Source organism: Tistrella mobilis (genome assembly GCF_041468085.1).
Taxonomy (GTDB): domain Bacteria; phylum Pseudomonadota; class Alphaproteobacteria; order Tistrellales; family Tistrellaceae; genus Tistrella; species Tistrella mobilis_A.
The window spans coordinates 3,298,599-3,316,619 of sequence record NZ_CP121017.1 but is presented as its reverse complement, the minus strand read 5'-3'; the positions used below and the strand labels follow the sequence as shown (position 1 = coordinate 3,316,619).

Sequence of the window (18,021 nt, the reverse complement as noted above, 5' to 3'; positions counted from 1 at the left end):
CCGGATAGTGGACCCCATGACCAATCTCATGACACGTCTTTACACCCTGCGCCACGGCGTGTCCGTGGGCGAGGACGAGTTCGGGAACCGTTATTTCCGGCACAAGGACAGCCCGTCCAGGCGCTGGGTGACCTATGGCAAGGGTGTCGATCCCACCACGGTGCCGCCGGAATGGCATCGCTGGCTGCACGGCACCACCGACAAGACCCCGGTCGAGGCGCCGCTTGCGCGCAAGACCTGGGAAAAGCCGTTTGAGCCGAACCACACCGGCAGTGCCGAGGCCTATCTGCCCAAGGGCCATATCCTGGCCGGTGGCGAGCGGCCCAAGGCCACCGGTGACTACGAACCCTGGACGCCGTCCTGATCTGATCGGGTGTCTGCCGGCCGGCGCTGTCGCCGGCCGCCGCAGCTGATCCGGATCCAACGGCCGGAAGGAACCAGAGCTTGCAGCGCAGTGTCGTCGAAACCCTGCTCGGCGCGGCCGTCATTGCGGTCGCGGTCGGCTTCGCCGTCCATGCCTATACCGGCGCCGGGCGCGGCGGCAGCGGCAGTGGCTATGCCCTGACGGCCGCCTTCGACAGCGTCGACGGCATCGTGCCGGGCTCCGAGGTCCGCATCGGTGGCATCAAGGTCGGCAGCGTCACCGGCCAGCATCTGAACCCCGAGACCTATCGCGCCGAGATCACGCTCTCGATCGATCCCACGATCAAGCTGCCGGCCGACAGCTCGGCCGAAATCGCAAGTTCGGGCCTGCTGGGCGACAAATACGTCTCGGTGGTGCCGGGCGGCGATGACCGCATGCTGCAGCCGGGCCAGGCGATCACCTATACCCAGTCCTCGGTCAGCCTCGAATCGCTGATCGGCCGCTATCTCTTCTCGTCCGGCGGCAGCGGCGAGGAGAAGCCGGCCGGTGCCGAAGCCCCCGCCGCAGGCGGTGCGGCCAAGAAGGATCCCTTCGCGGAATGATCAGGATGCGCAGCCTTGCAACCGCGGCCTTCGGCGCCCTGCTTCTGGCCTCGGGCCCTGCCGCCGCGCAGCAGCAGACGGGCGGAACCGGCGGCATCCCGGGCAAGGTTGCGATCTTCAACGGCCTGAACAAGGTCACGGCGCGGATCAGCCGCATCGTGGCGCCGATCGGCCAGCCGGTCGAATTCGGCTCGCTGGTGATCACCGTGCGCTATTGCGAAAGCGCGCCGCCGGAACAGGCCCCCGAAGCCCGGGTCTTCCTGGAAGTGCAGCAGACCACGGCCTCGGCACCCACCGAGCGGATCTTCGACGGCTGGATGTTCGCCTCCTCGCCGGGGCTGAACGCGCTCGACAATCCGATCTACGACATCTGGCCGACCTCCTGCGTCGACGAGGCGCCGAAAGAGACGGAAGCGGGGGCCGAAAAGCCCGCGGGTTGACCCCCGTACCGCCGCCCGCTCAGACCTCCACCACCACCGCATCGGCATCGTCCAGCGGATCGCGCGGCCGCCGGCGTCGGGGCTGTGCCACCGGCCCGTCGATCGCCGCCAGCACCTGATCGGGCGTGCCCGGGCCGAAGCCGAAAGGCTCGGGGATGAAGCTCGCCCTGATGCCCAGCGCGTTGCGCAGCCGGTCCTGATAGACGCCGCGCGGGATCTCGATCGCGCCGAAACGGGTCAGGTGGTCGGTGACGAACTGGGTGTCGAGCAGGCGGTAGCCGCCGCGCTTCAGCCGGGCGACCAGATGGACCAGCGCCACCTTGCTGGCATCGGTGCGCCGGCTGAACATGCTCTCGCCGAAGAAGGCCGCCCCCAGCGACACGCCGTAAAGCCCGCCCACCAGCTCGTCCCCCTCCCGGATCTCGATGCTGTGGGCATGGCCCATCCGGTGCAGTTCGGTATAAAGCGCCAGAATCTCGCCATTGATCCAGGTCCGGTCGCGGCCGGGGGCGGGGGCGGCACAGCCGCGCATCACGCCGTCGAAATCGGCATCGATCGTCACGGTGAAGGGCGCGCGGCGGATGGTCTTGCGCAGCTTGCGCGGCAGGTGGAAGCCGTCCAGCGGCAGCACCCCGCGCCGGTCGGGGTCGACCCAGTAGAGTTCGGGAGTGTCGCCCGACTCGGCCATCGGGAAGATGCCGCAGACATAGGCGCGCAGCAGCAGGTCGGGCGTCAGATGCATGCCGGATGTCCCTGGGGAGGAAGCTGCTCCAGATGTGGGGTGGCAGGCCTCCCCGCTCAACCTGCACCCCATGCTCAACCTGCACCCTGCCGCCCCGATTGCAGGGGGGCGGTCAGCTGCCCGCCAGCATCCGCAGCATGTCGCGGCGCAGATCGGTGGTGCGCGGCCGCTTCACCGCCCGGAAGGGCAGGGGGCGGCAGGCTTCCATGGCGCCCAGCCCGATGCGGGCGGCGACCAGGCCGTTGACCACGCCCTGGCCCAGCCGGGCGGAAACCGCGGCGGCGAGCCCGCCGCCCAGCGCGTCGACGGCGGTATCCTGGCCGGCCTCGCCAATGCCCGCGACCGCGGCCGCCCCCAGGCTGCGGCGCACGATCCTCAGGCTGGCGATCCGCCCCGGGCGCACGCCGTAGAGCGCCGCCACCTCGCGCACCAGCCGGGCATTGCGCCACAGCACCACCGCGGCATCCAGCAGGGCGGCCGGGCTGGCGGCGGTTGCCAGCGCCGTGTCGCGGGCGGCAAGCAGCACCAGCCGGCGCGCCTCGGCATCGATCGGGGCCAGCAGCAGGCGTTCGGTCAGGGCCAGCGCCTCGGCGGCATCATGGGCATCGGTCAGCTGGGCGGTGAAATCCGCCCGGGCGGCGGCGAGGCCGGGCCGCGTCTCGTAGAGCGCGGCCACCCGTGCAGCGAGTGCGGCGGCGTTGGCTGCCGCGGCCGGGTCGTGGACGGCTGCCGGTGCCGCCAGTCGCCCGGCCTCGTCCCGCAGCCCGTCGACCCGGGCGAGCCGCCGGAGCGCCGCGATTTCGGCGCCGCCCAGAATGCCGAGCCCGCCGAGTGTGGCGACGCCCAGCCCGGTGACCATCCAGCCCAGCCAGTCGGCATGGGCGAAGGCGCGGGTGGCGAGGTCCCAGGTCTCGAAGCCGATCAGGGCCACCGCCAGGCCGCCGAGCCCGCCCCAGAGCAGCCGGCGGCCGGTGCGGCGCATCGCGGCCCCAGGCGCCAGATCCGGCATCAGCCCGCGACCGGCCAGGGCGACGGGCAGCGTCTCTTCCTCCGCCGGCCGTGCGGTCAGGGCGGCCGTGTCCGGCAGTTCCATGGGGCGTGCCGTCCCGGGCCGGCCGGTTGCGGTCGGGCGGGGCGGCGTCGTGGCCGGTTCGTCGAAAACACGCGGGCGGTCGGTCATCCGAGCCGGTCTCCGATCAGATGATCCAGTGCCTGATCCAGGCGGATATGGGCCATGCCGTGGCCGTCGCGGACCAGGCCCTCGGGCGGCAGGAAGGGCGGGAAGTCGAAACCGCCTTCGGCCGCGCGGGCCAGCGCCTCGGCCGGATCGGCCGGCAGTTCGCCCGGATAGACCACCGATGGCCGCTCGCGGCCGGCGATGCGGCCGCGCACGCAGGCGAGATTGCGGCCGTCATGCTCGGCGAACACGCTTTCCGCCGCCTTGACCGCGGCGATGGCCAGCGTGCGGGTCTCGGCGCCTTCGAAGCGGATCGCGCGGGCGGCATCGGCCACCAGCGACTGCATCAGCGCATCCAGCCGCGCATGCTGGGCGGCGGGCACCTGGTCGGCCTTGGTGGCGGCGAACAGCACCCGGTCGATGCGCACCCCCGACAGCAGCCGGCCGATCATGCCGTGGCCGCGGCCATAGCGGAAGGCGCCCAGGCTTTCGGTCAGGGCGAGCTTCAGATCGTCCACGGCGTCGGCCCCGGCGCTGAGCGCGCCGGGCAGGTCGACCAGCACCACCTGGCGGTCCAGCCGGGCGAAATGTTCGCGGAAGAAGCGGCCGACGATGCGCTTGCGATACTGGTCGAAACGCTCCGCCGCCACGGCATACAAACTGCCCGAGGGTGCGCGCCCCTTGGGCTCCGGCAGGGGGGAGAAGGCCAGCACCGGCGCGCCTTCCAGATCGCCCGGCACCAGAAAACGGCCGGGGCCGAGGCGCGAGACCGCAAGCCCCGCTGCGCGGCAGGCGATCAGATGCGCGCTCCAGCCCTGCCCCAGCTCGGCGAGGGTGACGTCATCGGCCGGGGCGGCCGGATCCAGCATTTCCAGCCGGGCGAGGAAGGGGCGGGCCAGCTCTGCCCGCCTGCCCTGGCGCAGCATGGCCAGCGCCTCGGCCGACCAGTCGGCGAAGCTGCGCTCGATGAGGGCCAGGTCCAGCAGCCATTCGCCCGGATAGTCGATGATGTCGAGCGTCAGCTCGCGCACCGGCCGGATCCGCCGGTCGACCAGACCGGCCGGTTTCCAGCGCAGCCCCATGCGCAATTGCGAGAGCATGCGGGTGGAGGCGGGCCAGCCCGGCGCCTCGCCATCGCTGCCGGCCAGGCGCGCCAGATGGGTTTCATAGGCGAAACGCGGGATCTCGGGATCGCCGGGCCGGCGCAGCTCGGCGCCGATCAGCCGGCCGTCGGCGCGGGCCTGCAGAAAGGGCAGGCGGTCGGGGAAGAGCAGGGCGCGGGCAACCGCGGTGGTGAACACGGTCTTGCCCGACCGGGCAAGACCGGTCACCCCCAGCCGGAGCGGCCGGTCGAGCAGAGACGCCGCCTCTTCTGCCAGCGCCTCGGGGGTGAGGCGGCGGGCAAGACGGCGGGCTTCCAGGCCCAGGCGATCGAAGGGAGAGGCGGACAAAAGCAGCGGTCCCGGTCGTTGAACGGTAACGCGGCCGACCGCGTCGCCCTTTCAGATCGGGAGCCGGAGACGCCGGGTCAACATGATGCGGCGAATCATCGCCGTGTCATCCTTCGGTGTGTCAGGGTGCGACCCGCAGTTCATAATCATAGGTGGACCCTGCAACCGCATTGGTCACCGTGAAGACGACCTGAACGCTGGTGGCGGAGATGGCGGCGATACGCTCGACACGGGCAGTCACCGCATTGTCCGAGCGTGTGGTGAGCATGACATTCACCTGCGACGGGCCGGGCGTGTAGCTGAGCGGCCGCGGGAAGGTCACGTAGCCGACCACCGGACCGGTCGCGGCGGTGGAGATCGTGCCGGAGGCAACGGCCTCCTTGGCAAGGAAGCTGGCGCCGAAACCGTTGATCAGCAGTTTCGAGCGGGCGCCGAGGCTGCCGGAATAGTGCTGCTGGCCGGTCACGACATAACTGTCCAGCTCCACATGGCAGTCATCGCCGGCCGGGGCGAACGAGGCGTTGGTCTCACACGACGAGATGCGCCCGTTGATCCGGACATTGTCCGCACCGTCGATCGACAGACCCTTGCCGCCGACGGCGCCGAAGGCGCGGATATCGGCCTTGCCGACCCAGAAGTCCGAAGCGGTGCTGGCGATCGCCAGGCCGGTGCCGGCCCCGCCGCCGCTGGCGCCGAGAACGCGCATCTGGCCGATCTTCACCCGCGAGGCCGAAACCTCCACACCATTCGCCGCCGGATAGACGTCGCCCATATTGCAGTTGGCGCGGATCATGCCGATGTCGCAGGGGCCGGCGATCTGCACGCAGGCGGGCGAGGACGAGTTGCGGGTCTGGATGATGTTGAGCAGGGTTTCGGTATAGCCCTCGATCAGGACGCCGTTCTCGGCGATCACGTGATCGCCCTGAACCGAAGACCTGAAGCGGACGCCGCCCCCGCTGCCGCCATAGGTGTGCACGCGGCCGATGCGGCAGCCGCCGTCACGGTTGTCGTCATAGTCGATGAAGAAGTGCCAGTCGCCATGCAGCACGTTCACCGAGCGGATGATATGGGCGTCGTGGGGGCCCATGAAGTGCACGCCATAGCGGCCGCTGCGGGCGGTGTCGATGTCGAGCACGCCTTCCCAGAGGTCGCGCATCACCCCGTCGACCGGCGTGGTCTCGATGCCCGTGCTTTTGCCGCAGGCATGGAAGAAGCAGTCGTCGACGGCATCGGTACAGGTGATCTTCATGTACCGGAACTTGCCGTAGCCTTCATAGCAGCGGCTGACGGCCTGCATGCCGTCCAGCGCCAGGCCCCAGACGCCGTAGCCATAGGGAATGCCGGTGTCGCGAACGATGGAATAGTCGCCGGCATTGTAGGTGTCGAAGCCGCGGGTCTTGATCAGCGCCGAGCCGGTGAAGCCGGTGGTGGGGCGGATCACCACGTCCCACAGGCCGCCGCCCGAGGTCAGGAAGACCCGGCTGTCCTGAATGAGCGGCGCCGAAATGCGGTAATAGCCGGCCGGAAACAGCACCGAGCCGCCGGTGGGCAGGCTGGCGGCATGGTCCATGGCGGCCTGGATGGCGGCGGTGTCGTCGGTCACGTCGTCGCCGACGGCCCCGAAATCCGTCACGCAGATAAGGCAGGCGGTAAAGATCGGCATCTTGATGATCCCCGGTATGGTGCGCCGCGCCGCCGGGCTGGCGGGCGGGGCTGACCGGGGAAGTCTGGGCGGTCTGGTTTATGATGTCGCGTCACCGGTTGCGGCCACATGCGGCCGCATCCCGGTCACCAGCCGCCGAAACGCGGCCAGATCGCCGGGGCGGCGCCAGTATCCGCCGGGATGACATGATAAGCGTCGAATTGTGCGGCGGTGGCGCAGGCATGGTTGGGCAGGATGCGCAGCACCGTGCCGACCGGCAGGTCCGGCGGCGTGGCCGTGCTGCCCGGGCGCAGGGCCAGGATGCCGTGTTCCTGATTGGCGCCGGTGACGATCAGATCCGGGATCACGCGGCCCGTGGCATCCGCCACCAGCCCATAGCCCTGATCGATCGCCTGGCCGGCCGTGCCGCGATCGCGCGACAGCGCCATCCAGCCGGCATCGACCAGGGTCCAGCCCCGGTCGGGGCGGTGGCCGATCACGGTGGTGGCGACCGAGAGCGCGATCTCGTCCACCGCGCAGACGCCGATGCCCGCCATCACCAGGTCGAAGAAGACATAGACCCCGGCGCGGAGCTCGGTCACGCCCGCAAGATCACGGGCGGCGAGCGCCGTGGGGGTGGAGCCGACGCTGACCACCGGGCAGGGCAGGCCGGCGGCGCGCAGCCGGTCTGCCGCCGTTACCACCGCCTGGCGCTCGCGTTCGGCGAAGGCCGCATGGGCCTCATGTCCCGAGACGTCGTAGCTGCCGCCGGCATGGGTCATCACCCCGCGGAGTTCCGCGCCGCCCTCCTGCAGGATCCGGCCGATGTCGATGATCTCTGCGGCATCGGGGGCGAGCCCTGCGCGCTTGCCGTCGCAGTCGATTTCGATCAGCGCCGGGATCGGGCCGGCTCCGGCCGCCACGATCGCCTGCGCCTGCTCCACGGAATCCAGGATCACCGCCAGATCGCAGCCTCGGGCCCTCAGCGCCTGCACCCGGCCGAGCTTTGCGGGCGTGATGCCGACCGCATAAAGGATGTCGCGCACGCCCGCCGCCGCGAAGACCTCGGCCTCGCGAAGGGTGGAGACGGTGGCCGGTCCGCCTGTGTCGGGCAGCATCCGCCGGGCGATCTCCACCGATTTGGCGGTCTTCAGATGCGGCCTGAAGCCCACGCCGAGCCCGGCGATCCGCCGGGCCATCCGGTCGAGATTCGCGGTCATCTTCGCCTCGTCGACCACAAGGCAGGGGGTCTGCAGATCAGGGGAGAGACCGGCCATGACAGGGCTCCACGAGAAGGGGGGGCTCCGCGAGAAGGGGGGCATGGGTTAAACGCAGACGGGCGGGCCGGAAACGCCTCCGGCCCGCCCGCCCCTTGATGCATGATGGTCCCGGGTCAGCCGCGATTGGCGACCAGGGCCTCCAGCCAGCGGATGTCGTAGACGCCGTCGACGAAATCCGGATGGCGGGCGATACGCTGATGCAGGGGCAGGGTGGTGTCGATGCCGCCCACGACATATTCCTCCAGCGCCCGGCGCAGCCGCATGATGCACTCGTTGCGGTTGCGGCCATGGACCACCAGCTTGGCGATCAGGCTGTCGTAATAGGGCGGGATACGATAGCCCTGATAGAGGCCGCTGTCCACGCGCACACCCAGCCCGCCGGGGGCGTGATAGGTGTCGACCAGCCCCGGCGAGGGGGCGAAGGTCTCGGAGTTCTCGGCGTTGATCCGGCACTCGATGGCGTGGCCCTGAATGCGCACGTCTTCCTGGGTGAAGCCCAGCGGCTGGCCGGCGGCCACCCGGATCTGCTCGCGGACCAGGTCGATGCCGGTGATCGCCTCGGTGATCGGATGCTCCACCTGCAGGCGGGTGTTCATCTCGATGAAGTAGAACTCGCCGTTCTCGTAGAGGAACTCCACCGTGCCGACGCCGCGATAGCCCAGCTTGCGCATGGCATTGGCGACGATCTCGCCCATGCGGGCGCGGTCTGCCGCATCGATCGCCGGCGAGGGCGCCTCTTCCAGCACCTTCTGATGGCGGCGCTGCAGAGAGCAGTCGCGCTCGCCCAGATGCACCACGGTCCCGAAGGTGTCGCAGAGGATCTGGATCTCGATATGGCGCGGATTGGCGAGATACTTCTCAAGATAGACCGCATCCGATCCGAAGGCGGCCTTGGCTTCGGCGCGGGCGGTCTGCAGCGCCTCGCGCAGGCCCTCGGCGCTTTCGGCCACCTTCATGCCGCGGCCACCGCCGCCGGCGGCGGCCTTGACCAGCACCGGAAAACCGATCTCGCGGGCGATCTTCATCGCCTCGGCCTCGTCGGTCACCGGCCCGTCGGTGCCGGGCACCAGCGGCAGGCCCAGCTCTTTCGCGGCGCGCTTGGCCTCGATCTTGTCGCCCATCAGCCGGATGTGTTCCGGGGTGGGGCCGATGAAGGTCAGGCCATGTGCCTCGACGATCTCGGCGAACTGGGCGTTCTCGGACAGGAAGCCGTAACCCGGATGAACCGCCTCGGCGCCGGTGATCTCGGCGGCGGCGATGATCGCCGGGATGTTCAGATAGGAATTGCGCGCGGGGGCCGGGCCGATGCACACGCTCTCGTCGGCGAGACGGACATGCATGGCATCGGCATCGGCGGTGGAATGGACCGCAACGGTGCGGATGCCCATCTCCTGGCAGGCGCGATGGACGCGCAATGCGATTTCGCCGCGATTGGCGATCAGCACCTTCTCGAACATGATCGCTCCCGCGTCACTCGATGATCGCAAGCGGCTCGCCGAACTCGACCGGCTGGCCGTTCTGCACCAGAAGCCGGCTGACGGTGCCGCTCCGCGGGGCGCGGATGTGGTTCATCACCTTCATGGCTTCGATGATCAGCAGGGTCTGGCCCTCGCGCACGGTCTGGCCTTCGGCGACGAAGGCCGGCGCACCCGGCTCCGGGGCCAGATAGACGGTGCCGACCATCGGCGAGGGCACGGCGCCCGGATGGCCTGCGGGGTCGGCGGCGGCCGGTGCCGCAGGTGCCGCGGCGGCCGGTGCCGCCGCGGGTGCGGCGGCGGCGGGCGCCTGGAACAGCATCTGCGGGGCCGTCATCTGCGCCGGTGCCTGGCGGGCGATGCGGATGCGACCCTCGCCCGCGCCGACCTCGATCTCGGTCAGGCCGGTCTCGTCGAGCAGCAGCGCCAGTTCGCGGATCAGGCCGGTATCGACGGCACGAGCCTTGGTGTCAGACATGCGATTGGTCCTTCGTGGCCGCGCGGGCCTGCCCCCCTGGGATCAGCCCGGCCATCGCCTCGATCGCCAGCGCATAACCCGCAGCCCCCAGGCCGCAGATCACGCCGACCGCCGTCCGGGACACATAGGAATGGTGCCGGAACGTTTCGCGACGATGGATATTCGACAAATGCACCTCGATCACCGGCAGTGCCGTCGCGGTGAGCGCGTCGAGCAGGGCGACCGAGGTATGGGTGTAGGCGGCGGGATTGATCACGATCCCTGCCGCAGAGGTGCGGGCGTCCTGTACCCAGTCCACGAGAACGCCTTCGTGGTTCGACTGGCGGAAATCGACGGCCAGCCCCAGGGCAGCGGCACGGGCTTCGCACAGACGCCGGATGTCGTCCAGCGTCGTATGCCCGTAGACCTCGGGCTCGCGGGTGCCAAGCAGGTTCAGGTTCGGTCCGTTCAGGACCAGGATGGTCGGCGCCATGCGGGCTGTCGATACCCCGTGAACGGTGATTAGGAGAGGACGCCACGTCAGCCCTGCGTTATAAAGCACCCGTGCCGCGGGGCGCAACGCCGTTCGAAGCGGGCGTTCCGGCATCCCGGGGCCCGAGCATCATGTTGAGCGGAGATCCTGGTATGCGACTGATGATCAACGGTGAGGCCCGCGAGGTTGCAGGCGAGCCGACCGTGGCCGAGCTTCTGGGCCAGCTGGGGCTGGACGCGCGGAAGATCGCGGTCGAGCGCAATCTGGAGATCGTTCGCCGCGCCGAGTTCGAGGCCACGCGTCTCGCCGAGGGGGACCGGCTGGAGATCGTGCATTTCATCGGCGGCGGCAGCGGTGCCGATGCGGCGGCCCCGGCGGAAGATCCCTTCGTCGTCGCCGGCCGGAGCTTTACCTCGCGTCTGCTGGTCGGCACCGGCAAGTATAAGGATTTCGAGGAAACCGCCCGCGCGATCGAGGCCTCGGGTGCCGAGATCGTGACCGTGGCGGTCCGCCGGGTGAACGTCACCGACCCGTCGGCACCCATGCTGATGGATTACGTCGACCCCAGGCGCTACGTCTACCTGCCCAACACCGCCGGCTGCTTCACCGCCGACGATGCCGTGCGCACGCTGCGCCTGGCGCGCGAGGCCGGCGGCTGGAACCTGGTGAAGCTTGAAGTGCTGGGCGACCACAAGACGCTCTACCCCGATGTCACCGAAACCCTGAAGGCCGCCGAGGCCCTGATCCGCGACGGTTTCGACGTCATGGTCTACACCAGCGACGATCCGATCGTGGCGAAGAAGCTGGAAGATCTGGGCTGCTGCGCCATCATGCCGCTGGCGGCCCCGATCGGTTCTGGTCTCGGCATCCAGAACCCGGTCAACATCCGGATCATCGTCGAGCAGGCAGGCGTGCCGGTGCTGGTCGATGCCGGTGTCGGCACGCCCTCGGAAGCGGCGGCGGCCATGGAACTCGGCTGCGACGGCGTGCTCATGAACAGTGCGATCGCCGGGGCGAAGGATCCGGTGATGATGGCGCGCGCCATGAAGGCCGCGGTCGAGGCCGGGCGTCTCGGCTATCTGGCCGGGCGCATGCCGCGCAAATTCTATGCGGACCCGTCCTCACCGCTCGCCGGCCTGATCTGAGCCGGGTGCGGGGGGCGGTTCCCGGTTCAGCCAAGGAGCCCGACCCCCATGAGCATGGAACTCTACTACTGGCCGGGCCTGCCGGGGCGGGGCGAATATGTCCGCCTGGTGCTGGTCGCCATCGATGCCCCCTGGCGCGACATGGCCCGCCTGCCCGAACGCCAGGGCGGCGGCATGGACGGGCTGTTGCGTGTGCTGGGGGATGAGCGCGAGCCCTTCGCGCCCTTCGCCTGTCCGGTGCTGAAGGATGGCGATCTGCTGATCGCCCAGACGCCCCTGATCTGCGCCTATCTGGGCGAGACCTACGGGCTTGCGCCCGAGGACGAGACCTCGCGGCTCTTCGCCCGCCAGATCGCGCTCACCACCGCCGATCTGGTCAATGAAGCCCATGACGTGCACCACCCGCTCGGCTCCTGGGATTATTACGAGGACCAGAAGCCCGAGGCGGCGCGCCGGGCGGCGGGGTTCCGCGATCAGCGGATCCCCAAATTCCTGGACTGGTACGAGCAGGTGCTGACCCGCAACCCGGCCGCATCGGGCTGGCTGGCGGGTGCCGGGCTCTCCTATGCCGATCTGGGCCTGTTCCAGACCATGCTGGGCCTGCGCTACGCCTTCCCTGATCATATGGCAAGCCTCGCCGGGCGCTGGCCGGGGGTGGAGGCGCTGGTGGATCGCGTGGCGGCCTGGCCGCGGATCGCCGCCTATCTCGCCAGCGACCGCCGGCTTGCCTTCAACCAGGACGGCATCTTCCGCCATTATCCGGAACTCGATGCCCCGGCCGCTTCGGGCTGACCGATCACGAAACCATCGGTTTGGGTGTGATCACGGACCTGGACCAACTCAGGATAGAATGATAGGGTGCCCGCCAGAGAGTTTTTCGTCTGGCGGGCCACTGCATCCGGAGAGGCTGCCCCCGTCCCGGTCGCTCCAGAACCGCCCCGGAGGACATATGGCGCTGACCGTCGCCCTGCAGATGGACCCGATCGAGACCATCAACTTCGATGGCGATACGACCTTCATGCTCGGGCTGGAGGCCCTGCGCCGCGGCCATAACCTTTATCACTACCAGCCGTCGGATCTGAGCCTCACTCCCGGCGGCGCCGTGGCCTGGATGCGGCCGCTGGGGCTGCAGCGGGTGCGCGACGATCACTACCGTCTGGGTCCCAAGGAACGCGTTCCGCTCCACGAGATGGATGTCGTGCTGCTGCGCCAGGACCCGCCCTTCGACATGGCCTACATCACCAGCACCCATCTGCTGGAACATGCCGGCCCCCGGACGCTGGTCTCCAATGATCCGGTGCAGGTGCGCAATGCGCCCGAGAAGCTGTTCATCACCCGCTTCCCCGACCTGATGCCGCCCAGCCTGGTCTCGTCTTCGGTCGACGAAATCCGTGCCTTCCGCGAGGAACACGGCGATATCGTGATCAAGCCGCTCTACGGCTTCGGCGGGCTGGGCGTGTTCCGGGTCAGGCCGGATGACGAGAATCTGGGCGCGCTGCTGGAGCTTCACGCGCTCCGCGGGCGCGAGCCGCTGGTGATTCAGAAATATCTGCCGGCGGTGCGCGAGGGCGACAAGCGGATCATCCTGGTCGAGGGCGAGCCCCGCGGCGCGGTGCTGCGCGTGCCGCAGCGGGGCGAGGCCCGGGCCAATATGCATGTCGGCGGCCGGCCGGTGAAGACCACGCTGACGGCGCGCGACAGCGAGGTCTGCGAGGCGGTCGGGCCGGAACTCCGTGCCCGCGGTCTCACCCTGGTCGGCATCGACATGATCGGCGACCACCTGACCGAGATCAACGTGACCTGTCCCACCGGCATCCAGGAGATCGACCGCCTCGACGGCGTCACGGTCGAACGGGATGTGTGGGATGCCATCGAAACCCGGCTGACCACGCTCAGGGCAGGCACCGCCTGAGCGCTGCGGCCACCTGACATCTGCGGCCACCCGACCTCTGATGTCTGGCGGCCACCGCTCTTCCAACCACCTCACAACCACCCCAGAACAGGACATGACCGGCGGCGGGACAGACCCGCCAGGGCTGGACCGGGTGTTTTATGCGCTGTCGCGTCGCGCAGAAAACATCCGCAGGGCGGAGCCATGCCCGCAGATGGCCCGCACGGCCCCCGGGAACAGGTCCGTCCCTCAGTGGTCGCATCAGGAGCCGGACGTGATGGAAACCGCTTCTCCCGCCTTATCCTCTTCTTTCCCATCCCCTTCTCCCTTCCCATACCCGCCCGCCGGCACCGATGCCGACGTGCCGCCCGCTTTCCATGACATGGTCGCGTCGGTGCCCGATCAGGCCCTGTGCCGGACCAGGGGGGCCATCCCTCTCGGCCGGTTGCCGGCCCTGCTCGCGGTGCTGGTGCATCGCTGGCGGGCCCTGCCGCAGCCGCGCATCGCCGTGGCAGATGCCGGGGGGCTGCGCATCCTGGCGCTGGAGGTCACGGCCGGTGCGCGTCTCGGTGATCTCGTCCCGGAGGATCCGGTGCCCGACGCGGCAGACGGCCCGGCCGATGCCCTTGTGATTTCGGAACCCGCCGGCGATCTGCCGGCCGTGGCCCTGGTGCTCAGGGTCGAGGCGGACGGGCGGCTGCGGGTCATCCTGGACCGGCGTCTCTGCCGTCCGCCCTTCGACGAGGCCCGGGCGAGTGATCTGGCCCATGCGCTCGACCGCCTGATCGCCGCCGGCCCCGATGCCGCCCAGGGGGCGGTGGACCTCATTTCCCCGGCACGCCGCTACGAGCTGCTGATCGAACGCAACGGCCCGCGCCGGCCATGCCCCACGGCCCCGGCCATCCCCGATGCGATCCGCGCCATCGCCCGCCGGGATCCGCAGCGCGTGGCGCTGGTGCACGAAGCGGCGCGGCTGACCTATGGCGAGCTGGACGCCCGCGCCGACCGGCTGGCCGCAATGCTGGCTGCGCGTGGTGTCGGCCGTGGCGACATGCTGCCGCTGCTGATGCCCAACGGGCTGGAGCTGCCGCTCGCCATGCTGGCTGCCATGAAGCTCGGCGCCCCCTTCGTCCCCATGGATGACGGCTGGGCGCCGGAGCGGGTCACGGCCCTGCTGGAGGCGCTGGCCCCCCGGCTGGTGATCGCCGCCGATCCTGCCGTGGTGCCGCCGGGGGTGGCGGCGCTGATCCTGGATCATGCCGCGATCCCGCCGGCTGAAACGCCGTTCGACGCCGCGGCGGTGGACGGCCGCGACCCGATCTACGGCTTCTACACCTCGGGCACCACGGGCCTGCCCAAATGCGCGATCAACCTGCATGGCGGGCTGCTCAATCGCTTCGGGGTGATGACCCGGCGCTTTGCCGCCGACGGCCGGCCGCCGGTGGTGCTTCAGAACAGCCGTCATGTCTTCGACAGCTCGATCTGGCAACTGCTCTGGCCGCTGACCATCGGCGGGCGGGTGATCATCCCGCGCACCCGCGGCGTGCTCGACCTGGAGACCACGCTCCGCACCATCGCGGCGCACGATATCGAGATGACCGATTTCGTGCCCTCGATCTTCAACGCCATGGTGGATCTGATGGTGGCGGAACCCGGGCTGGTGCGCCGGCTCGGCTCGCTTCGCCATCTGCTGATCGGTGGCGAGGAGATCGATCCCCGGGCGGTGCGGCGCTTCCGGCGCATGCTGCCGGGGATCGGCATCGTCAACACCTATGGCCCGACCGAGGCATCGATCGGCATGGTCTTCCACCATGTCGGCGATGACGACGACCGCAGCATTCCGATCGGTACGCCGATCGACAACACGGTTGCTGTGGTGGTGGATGATCACGGCTTCATCGCCCCGCCGGGCATGGTGGGGGAGATCCGCATCGGCGGCGCCTGCCTGGGCGGCGGCTATCTGGGCGCGCCCGAAAAGACCGCCGCCGCCCATGTCGGCAATCCCTTTCCGGAACTGCCCGGCGACCGGCTCTACCGCACCGGCGATCTGGGCTACTGGCGCCGCGACGGTCGGCTCGCCTATGTCGGCCGCCGCGACGATCAGGTGAAGATCGGCGGGGTGCGTATCGAATTGGGGGAAATCGAAGGCGCGCTGGCCGATCATCCCGACATCCGCGCCGGCCGTGTGGTGGTGCATGAACAGGGCGGCCGGCGCGAGCTGGTTGCCTGCCTGATCGGCCATGGCGAGGTCGATACCGCCGATCTGCGCCGCTTCCTCGCCACCCGCCTGCCGCGCCAGGCGCTGCCGGCACGGTTGCTGGTGCTGGATGCCCTGCCGCTCAACGCCAATGGCAAGGTCGACCGCCGGGCCCTGGCCCGGCTCGCCACCGACCGGCTGGAGGCGGCCGCCGCGGCCGATGCCGGTTTCACCGATCCGACCAGTGCTGCGCTGGCCGCCCGCTGGCGGGCGACATTGCAGCTGGCCCCGGCCGGGCCCGAGGACGGCTTCTTCGATCTGGGCGGCACCAGCCTCACGGCGCTGGTGCTGGCCATGGACCTGACCCGTCATTTCGGCATGCGGATCACCGTCGCCGATATCTTCGCGCACCCCACCCTGGGCGCGCTGGCGGCGCTGATCGACCGCCGCCGCCGCGGCGAGGAGACCGCCTCCGCCCCGGTGCCGGCGCCCGAGGTCCGGCTGGCCGACGACATTCGCCCGCCGGTGGGGGCCGCCGCCTGGGCACCGCCCGCGGGCCGGGTGCGGGTGCTGCTGACGGGGGCCACCGGCTTCGTCGGCGCCCATCTGCTGCCGGCGCTGCTGGCGCGGCCGGATGTGGATCTGGTCTGCCTGGTGCGGGCAGAAGACGATGCCGCCGCGGCTCTGCGCGTCGGCATCGCGGCCGACCGCGTCACCGTGCTGGCGGGCGATCTGGCCCTGCCGCAGCTGGGCCTCGGCGATGCGGCCTGGCGCCGGCTGGCAGAGGGCATCGACGTCATCGTCAATGCCGGCGCGCTGGTCAATCTGCTCCACGGCTACGAGGCCCATGCCGCCGCCAATGTGACCGGGGTGGAAACCCTGCTCAGGCTGGCGGTGACCGGTGTGCCCAAACACCTCCACCAGGTCTCGACCCTCAGCATCTTCGCGCGCAGCCCCGGCCATGATGCCGTGACCGAGGCCGATGCCGCCGATCCCCGTGCCCTGCCGCAGGACGGCTACAGCCGGTCCAAATGGGCGGCCGAACGGCTGATCGACGAGGCGCGCCGCCGCGGGATCACCGCCAGCCTCCATCGCCTGGGCGAGATGCTGCCCGCCCGGCGGAGCGGTCTCGGCAATCCTCAGGCCCTGGTCGAACGGCTGACCGCGACCTGCCTCAGGCTGGGGCTGCGTTTCCCGACCGGGCTGCGCTTCGACTACAGCCCGGTCGACATCGCCGCCGCCTTCGTGGCGGCGCGGCTGACGGAACCCGCCGCCACCTTCCACCTCTACGGCCCCGGCACCCGGTTCGAGGATCTGCTCGACGAGGCCGAGGCGGCCGGGATCGCGCTCACCCCCGTCAGCTATGCCGCCTTCCACGAGCGGCTGAGCCGGGCTGCGGCGGGTGACGTCGATGCGGCGGCCCTGCTGGCCCTGCTGCCCGATCCGGCGGGAGATGACGGCGCGGATGCCTTCGCGACCGCCGATCTCGTGGCCGACAAGGATCTGATGTTCGGCGATGCAGCCAGCCGCGCCGCGATGGCGGCGGCCGGGCTCGCCTGGCCGGCGGTGGATGCCGGCCTGCTGGCCCCCTGGTTCGCGCGTCGGCGCGCTGCCTGCCCACCCTCTTGCGATGAGTCCGCTTCCGAGGAGACTGCATGATGAACCGACGCAGGCTTGGCCGTCTGGGCTGGCAGATCGGCGAGATCGGCTACGGCACCTGGGGTATCGGCGGCGGCGAGGGCGGCTGGACCGGCAACGAGGATGCGCAGAGCCTGGCCGCCCTGCATCTGGCGGTCGATCAGGGGGTCAATTTCCTCGACACCGCCTGGATCTATGGCCGCGGCCATTCCGAGGTGCTGTGCGGCCGGCTGCTGGCCGAACGTCCGGCCGAGCGGATCTATGTCGCAACCAAGATCCCGCCGGCCGACCGGCGCTGGCCCTCGACCCGGACGTCGCGCCTGGCCGATGTGTTTCCGCCCGATCATATCCGCGACTACACCGAACGCAGCCGCCGCAATCTGGGTGTGGACCGCATCGACCTGATGCAGTTCCACGTCTGGGAGGATGCCTGGGCCGATGATCCGGCCTGGCAGGACACCATGGCCGACCTCAAGGCCCGCGGCCTGATCGACGGCATCGGCATCAGCATCAACCGCTGGGAGCCGTGGAACGCCATGGCGGCGCTGCGCACCGGGCTGATCGATGCGGTGCAGGTCATCTACAACATCTTCGATCAGGCGCCCGAGGACGAGCTGTTCCCGCTCTGCCGGGATCTGGATGTGGGGGTGATCGCGCGCGTGCCCTTCGACGAGGGCACGCTGACCGGCACGCTCACCCTGGAGAGCCGCTGGCCCGAGGGCGACTGGCGCACTTCCTATTTCGTACCCGAGAACCTGGCCGCCAGCGTGGCGCGCGCCGACCGGCTGAAGCCGCTGGTCCCGGCGGGGGAGACCATGGCCGGCATGGCGCTGCGCTTCATCCTGGCCAATCCGGATGTCCACACCGTCATTCCCGGCATGCGGTCCCCCGCCCATGTCCGCGCCAACACGGCCGTCGCCGATGGTCGCGGCCTGCCGCCCGATCTGCTCGCAGCACTCCGCGATCATCGCTGGGATCGCGAGCCCACCGAATGGTCGCAATAAGACCCGCCCCCGTCCGGATCCCG

The 18,021-nt window shown here is 70.0% G+C and carries 16 protein-coding genes; 8 read left to right on the top strand and 8 right to left on the bottom strand.

Annotation, left to right across the window (positions count from 1 at the left end; all coding sequences use genetic code 11):
- The first annotated feature begins 16 nt into the window (after positions 1-16).
- From P7L68_RS20580 to P7L68_RS20570, 3 genes are all read left to right on the top strand, one after another.
- The gene (locus P7L68_RS20580; RefSeq protein WP_372001235.1) at positions 17-364 is read left to right on the top strand and encodes an NADH:ubiquinone oxidoreductase subunit NDUFA12; all 348 of its coding nucleotides are present in this window, start codon (positions 17-19) and stop codon (positions 362-364) included.
- Positions 365-444: 80 nt separating this feature from the next.
- Positions 445-966 carry an outer membrane lipid asymmetry maintenance protein MlaD gene (gene mlaD / locus P7L68_RS20575; protein ID WP_014748338.1) on the top strand — a complete coding sequence of 174 codons (522 nt, stop codon included), beginning with the start codon at positions 445-447 and terminating at the stop codon, positions 964-966.
- Positions 963-1,406, top strand: coding sequence for a DUF2155 domain-containing protein (locus tag P7L68_RS20570; RefSeq protein WP_372001233.1), 444 nt, complete (start codon positions 963-965; stop codon positions 1,404-1,406). Before mlaD ends, P7L68_RS20570 begins: the two co-directional genes overlap by 4 nt.
- 19 nt (positions 1,407-1,425) lie before the next feature.
- Here P7L68_RS20570 and aat read toward each other — a convergent pair whose 3' ends face one another.
- The 8 genes from aat to aroQ form a co-directional block, all read right to left on the bottom strand.
- Positions 1,426-2,148, bottom strand: a complete 723-nt coding sequence (gene aat, locus P7L68_RS20565) for a leucyl/phenylalanyl-tRNA--protein transferase (RefSeq protein WP_372001231.1) — start codon at positions 2,146-2,148, stop codon at positions 1,426-1,428.
- 112 nt (positions 2,149-2,260) lie between these two features.
- Entirely contained in the window at positions 2,261-3,328 is a 1,068-nt protein-coding gene (locus P7L68_RS20560; protein ID WP_372001229.1) for a TIGR01620 family protein, read from the bottom strand.
- Positions 3,325-4,776, bottom strand: coding sequence for a YcjX family protein (locus P7L68_RS20555; RefSeq protein ID WP_372001227.1), 1,452 nt, complete (start codon positions 4,774-4,776; stop codon positions 3,325-3,327). Before P7L68_RS20555 ends, P7L68_RS20560 begins: the two co-directional genes overlap by 4 nt.
- Positions 4,777-4,897: 121 nt before the next feature.
- Positions 4,898-6,439: a glycoside hydrolase family 55 protein gene (locus tag P7L68_RS20550; RefSeq protein WP_372001225.1), complete on the bottom strand. Its 1,542-nt coding sequence runs from the start codon at positions 6,437-6,439 to the stop codon at positions 4,898-4,900.
- Positions 6,440-6,564: 125 nt separating this feature from the next.
- The gene (locus P7L68_RS20545; protein ID WP_372001223.1) at positions 6,565-7,695 is read right to left on the bottom strand and encodes a DSD1 family PLP-dependent enzyme; all 1,131 of its coding nucleotides are present in this window, start codon (positions 7,693-7,695) and stop codon (positions 6,565-6,567) included.
- Positions 7,696-7,811: 116 nt separating this feature from the next.
- A complete protein-coding gene (accC, locus tag P7L68_RS20540; RefSeq protein ID WP_372001222.1) occupies positions 7,812-9,155 on the bottom strand; it encodes an acetyl-CoA carboxylase biotin carboxylase subunit in 1,344 nt (447 codons plus the stop codon).
- Between the two features lie 13 nt (positions 9,156-9,168).
- A complete protein-coding gene (gene accB / locus P7L68_RS20535; protein WP_372001220.1) occupies positions 9,169-9,651 on the bottom strand; it encodes an acetyl-CoA carboxylase biotin carboxyl carrier protein in 483 nt (160 codons plus the stop codon).
- The gene (aroQ, locus tag P7L68_RS20530) at positions 9,644-10,123 is read right to left on the bottom strand and encodes a type II 3-dehydroquinate dehydratase (protein WP_372001218.1); all 480 of its coding nucleotides are present in this window, start codon (positions 10,121-10,123) and stop codon (positions 9,644-9,646) included. Before aroQ ends, accB begins: the two co-directional genes overlap by 8 nt.
- 152 nt (positions 10,124-10,275) lie before the next feature.
- Between aroQ and thiS the strand changes: the two genes are divergently transcribed.
- The 5 genes from thiS (at position 10,276) to P7L68_RS20505 (ending at position 17,998) form a co-directional block, all read left to right on the top strand.
- Positions 10,276-11,268 carry a sulfur carrier protein ThiS gene (thiS, locus tag P7L68_RS20525; RefSeq protein ID WP_372001216.1) on the top strand — a complete coding sequence of 331 codons (993 nt, stop codon included), beginning with the start codon at positions 10,276-10,278 and terminating at the stop codon, positions 11,266-11,268.
- A 48-nt stretch (positions 11,269-11,316) separates the two neighbouring features.
- The gene (locus P7L68_RS20520; RefSeq protein WP_372001215.1) at positions 11,317-12,060 is read left to right on the top strand and encodes a glutathione S-transferase; all 744 of its coding nucleotides are present in this window, start codon (positions 11,317-11,319) and stop codon (positions 12,058-12,060) included.
- A gap of 157 nt (positions 12,061-12,217) precedes the next feature.
- On the top strand, positions 12,218-13,180 hold the full coding sequence (gene gshB / locus P7L68_RS20515) for a glutathione synthase (RefSeq protein WP_372001213.1): 963 nt from the start codon (positions 12,218-12,220) through the stop codon (positions 13,178-13,180).
- Positions 13,181-13,520: 340 nt separating this feature from the next.
- Positions 13,521-17,015: an amino acid adenylation domain-containing protein gene (locus P7L68_RS20510; RefSeq protein ID WP_372001211.1), complete on the top strand. Its 3,495-nt coding sequence runs from the start codon at positions 13,521-13,523 to the stop codon at positions 17,013-17,015.
- Positions 17,015-17,998, top strand: coding sequence for an aldo/keto reductase (locus P7L68_RS20505; RefSeq protein ID WP_372001209.1), 984 nt, complete (start codon positions 17,015-17,017; stop codon positions 17,996-17,998). Before P7L68_RS20510 ends, P7L68_RS20505 begins: the two co-directional genes overlap by 1 nt.
- Positions 17,999-18,021 lie beyond the last annotated feature (23 nt).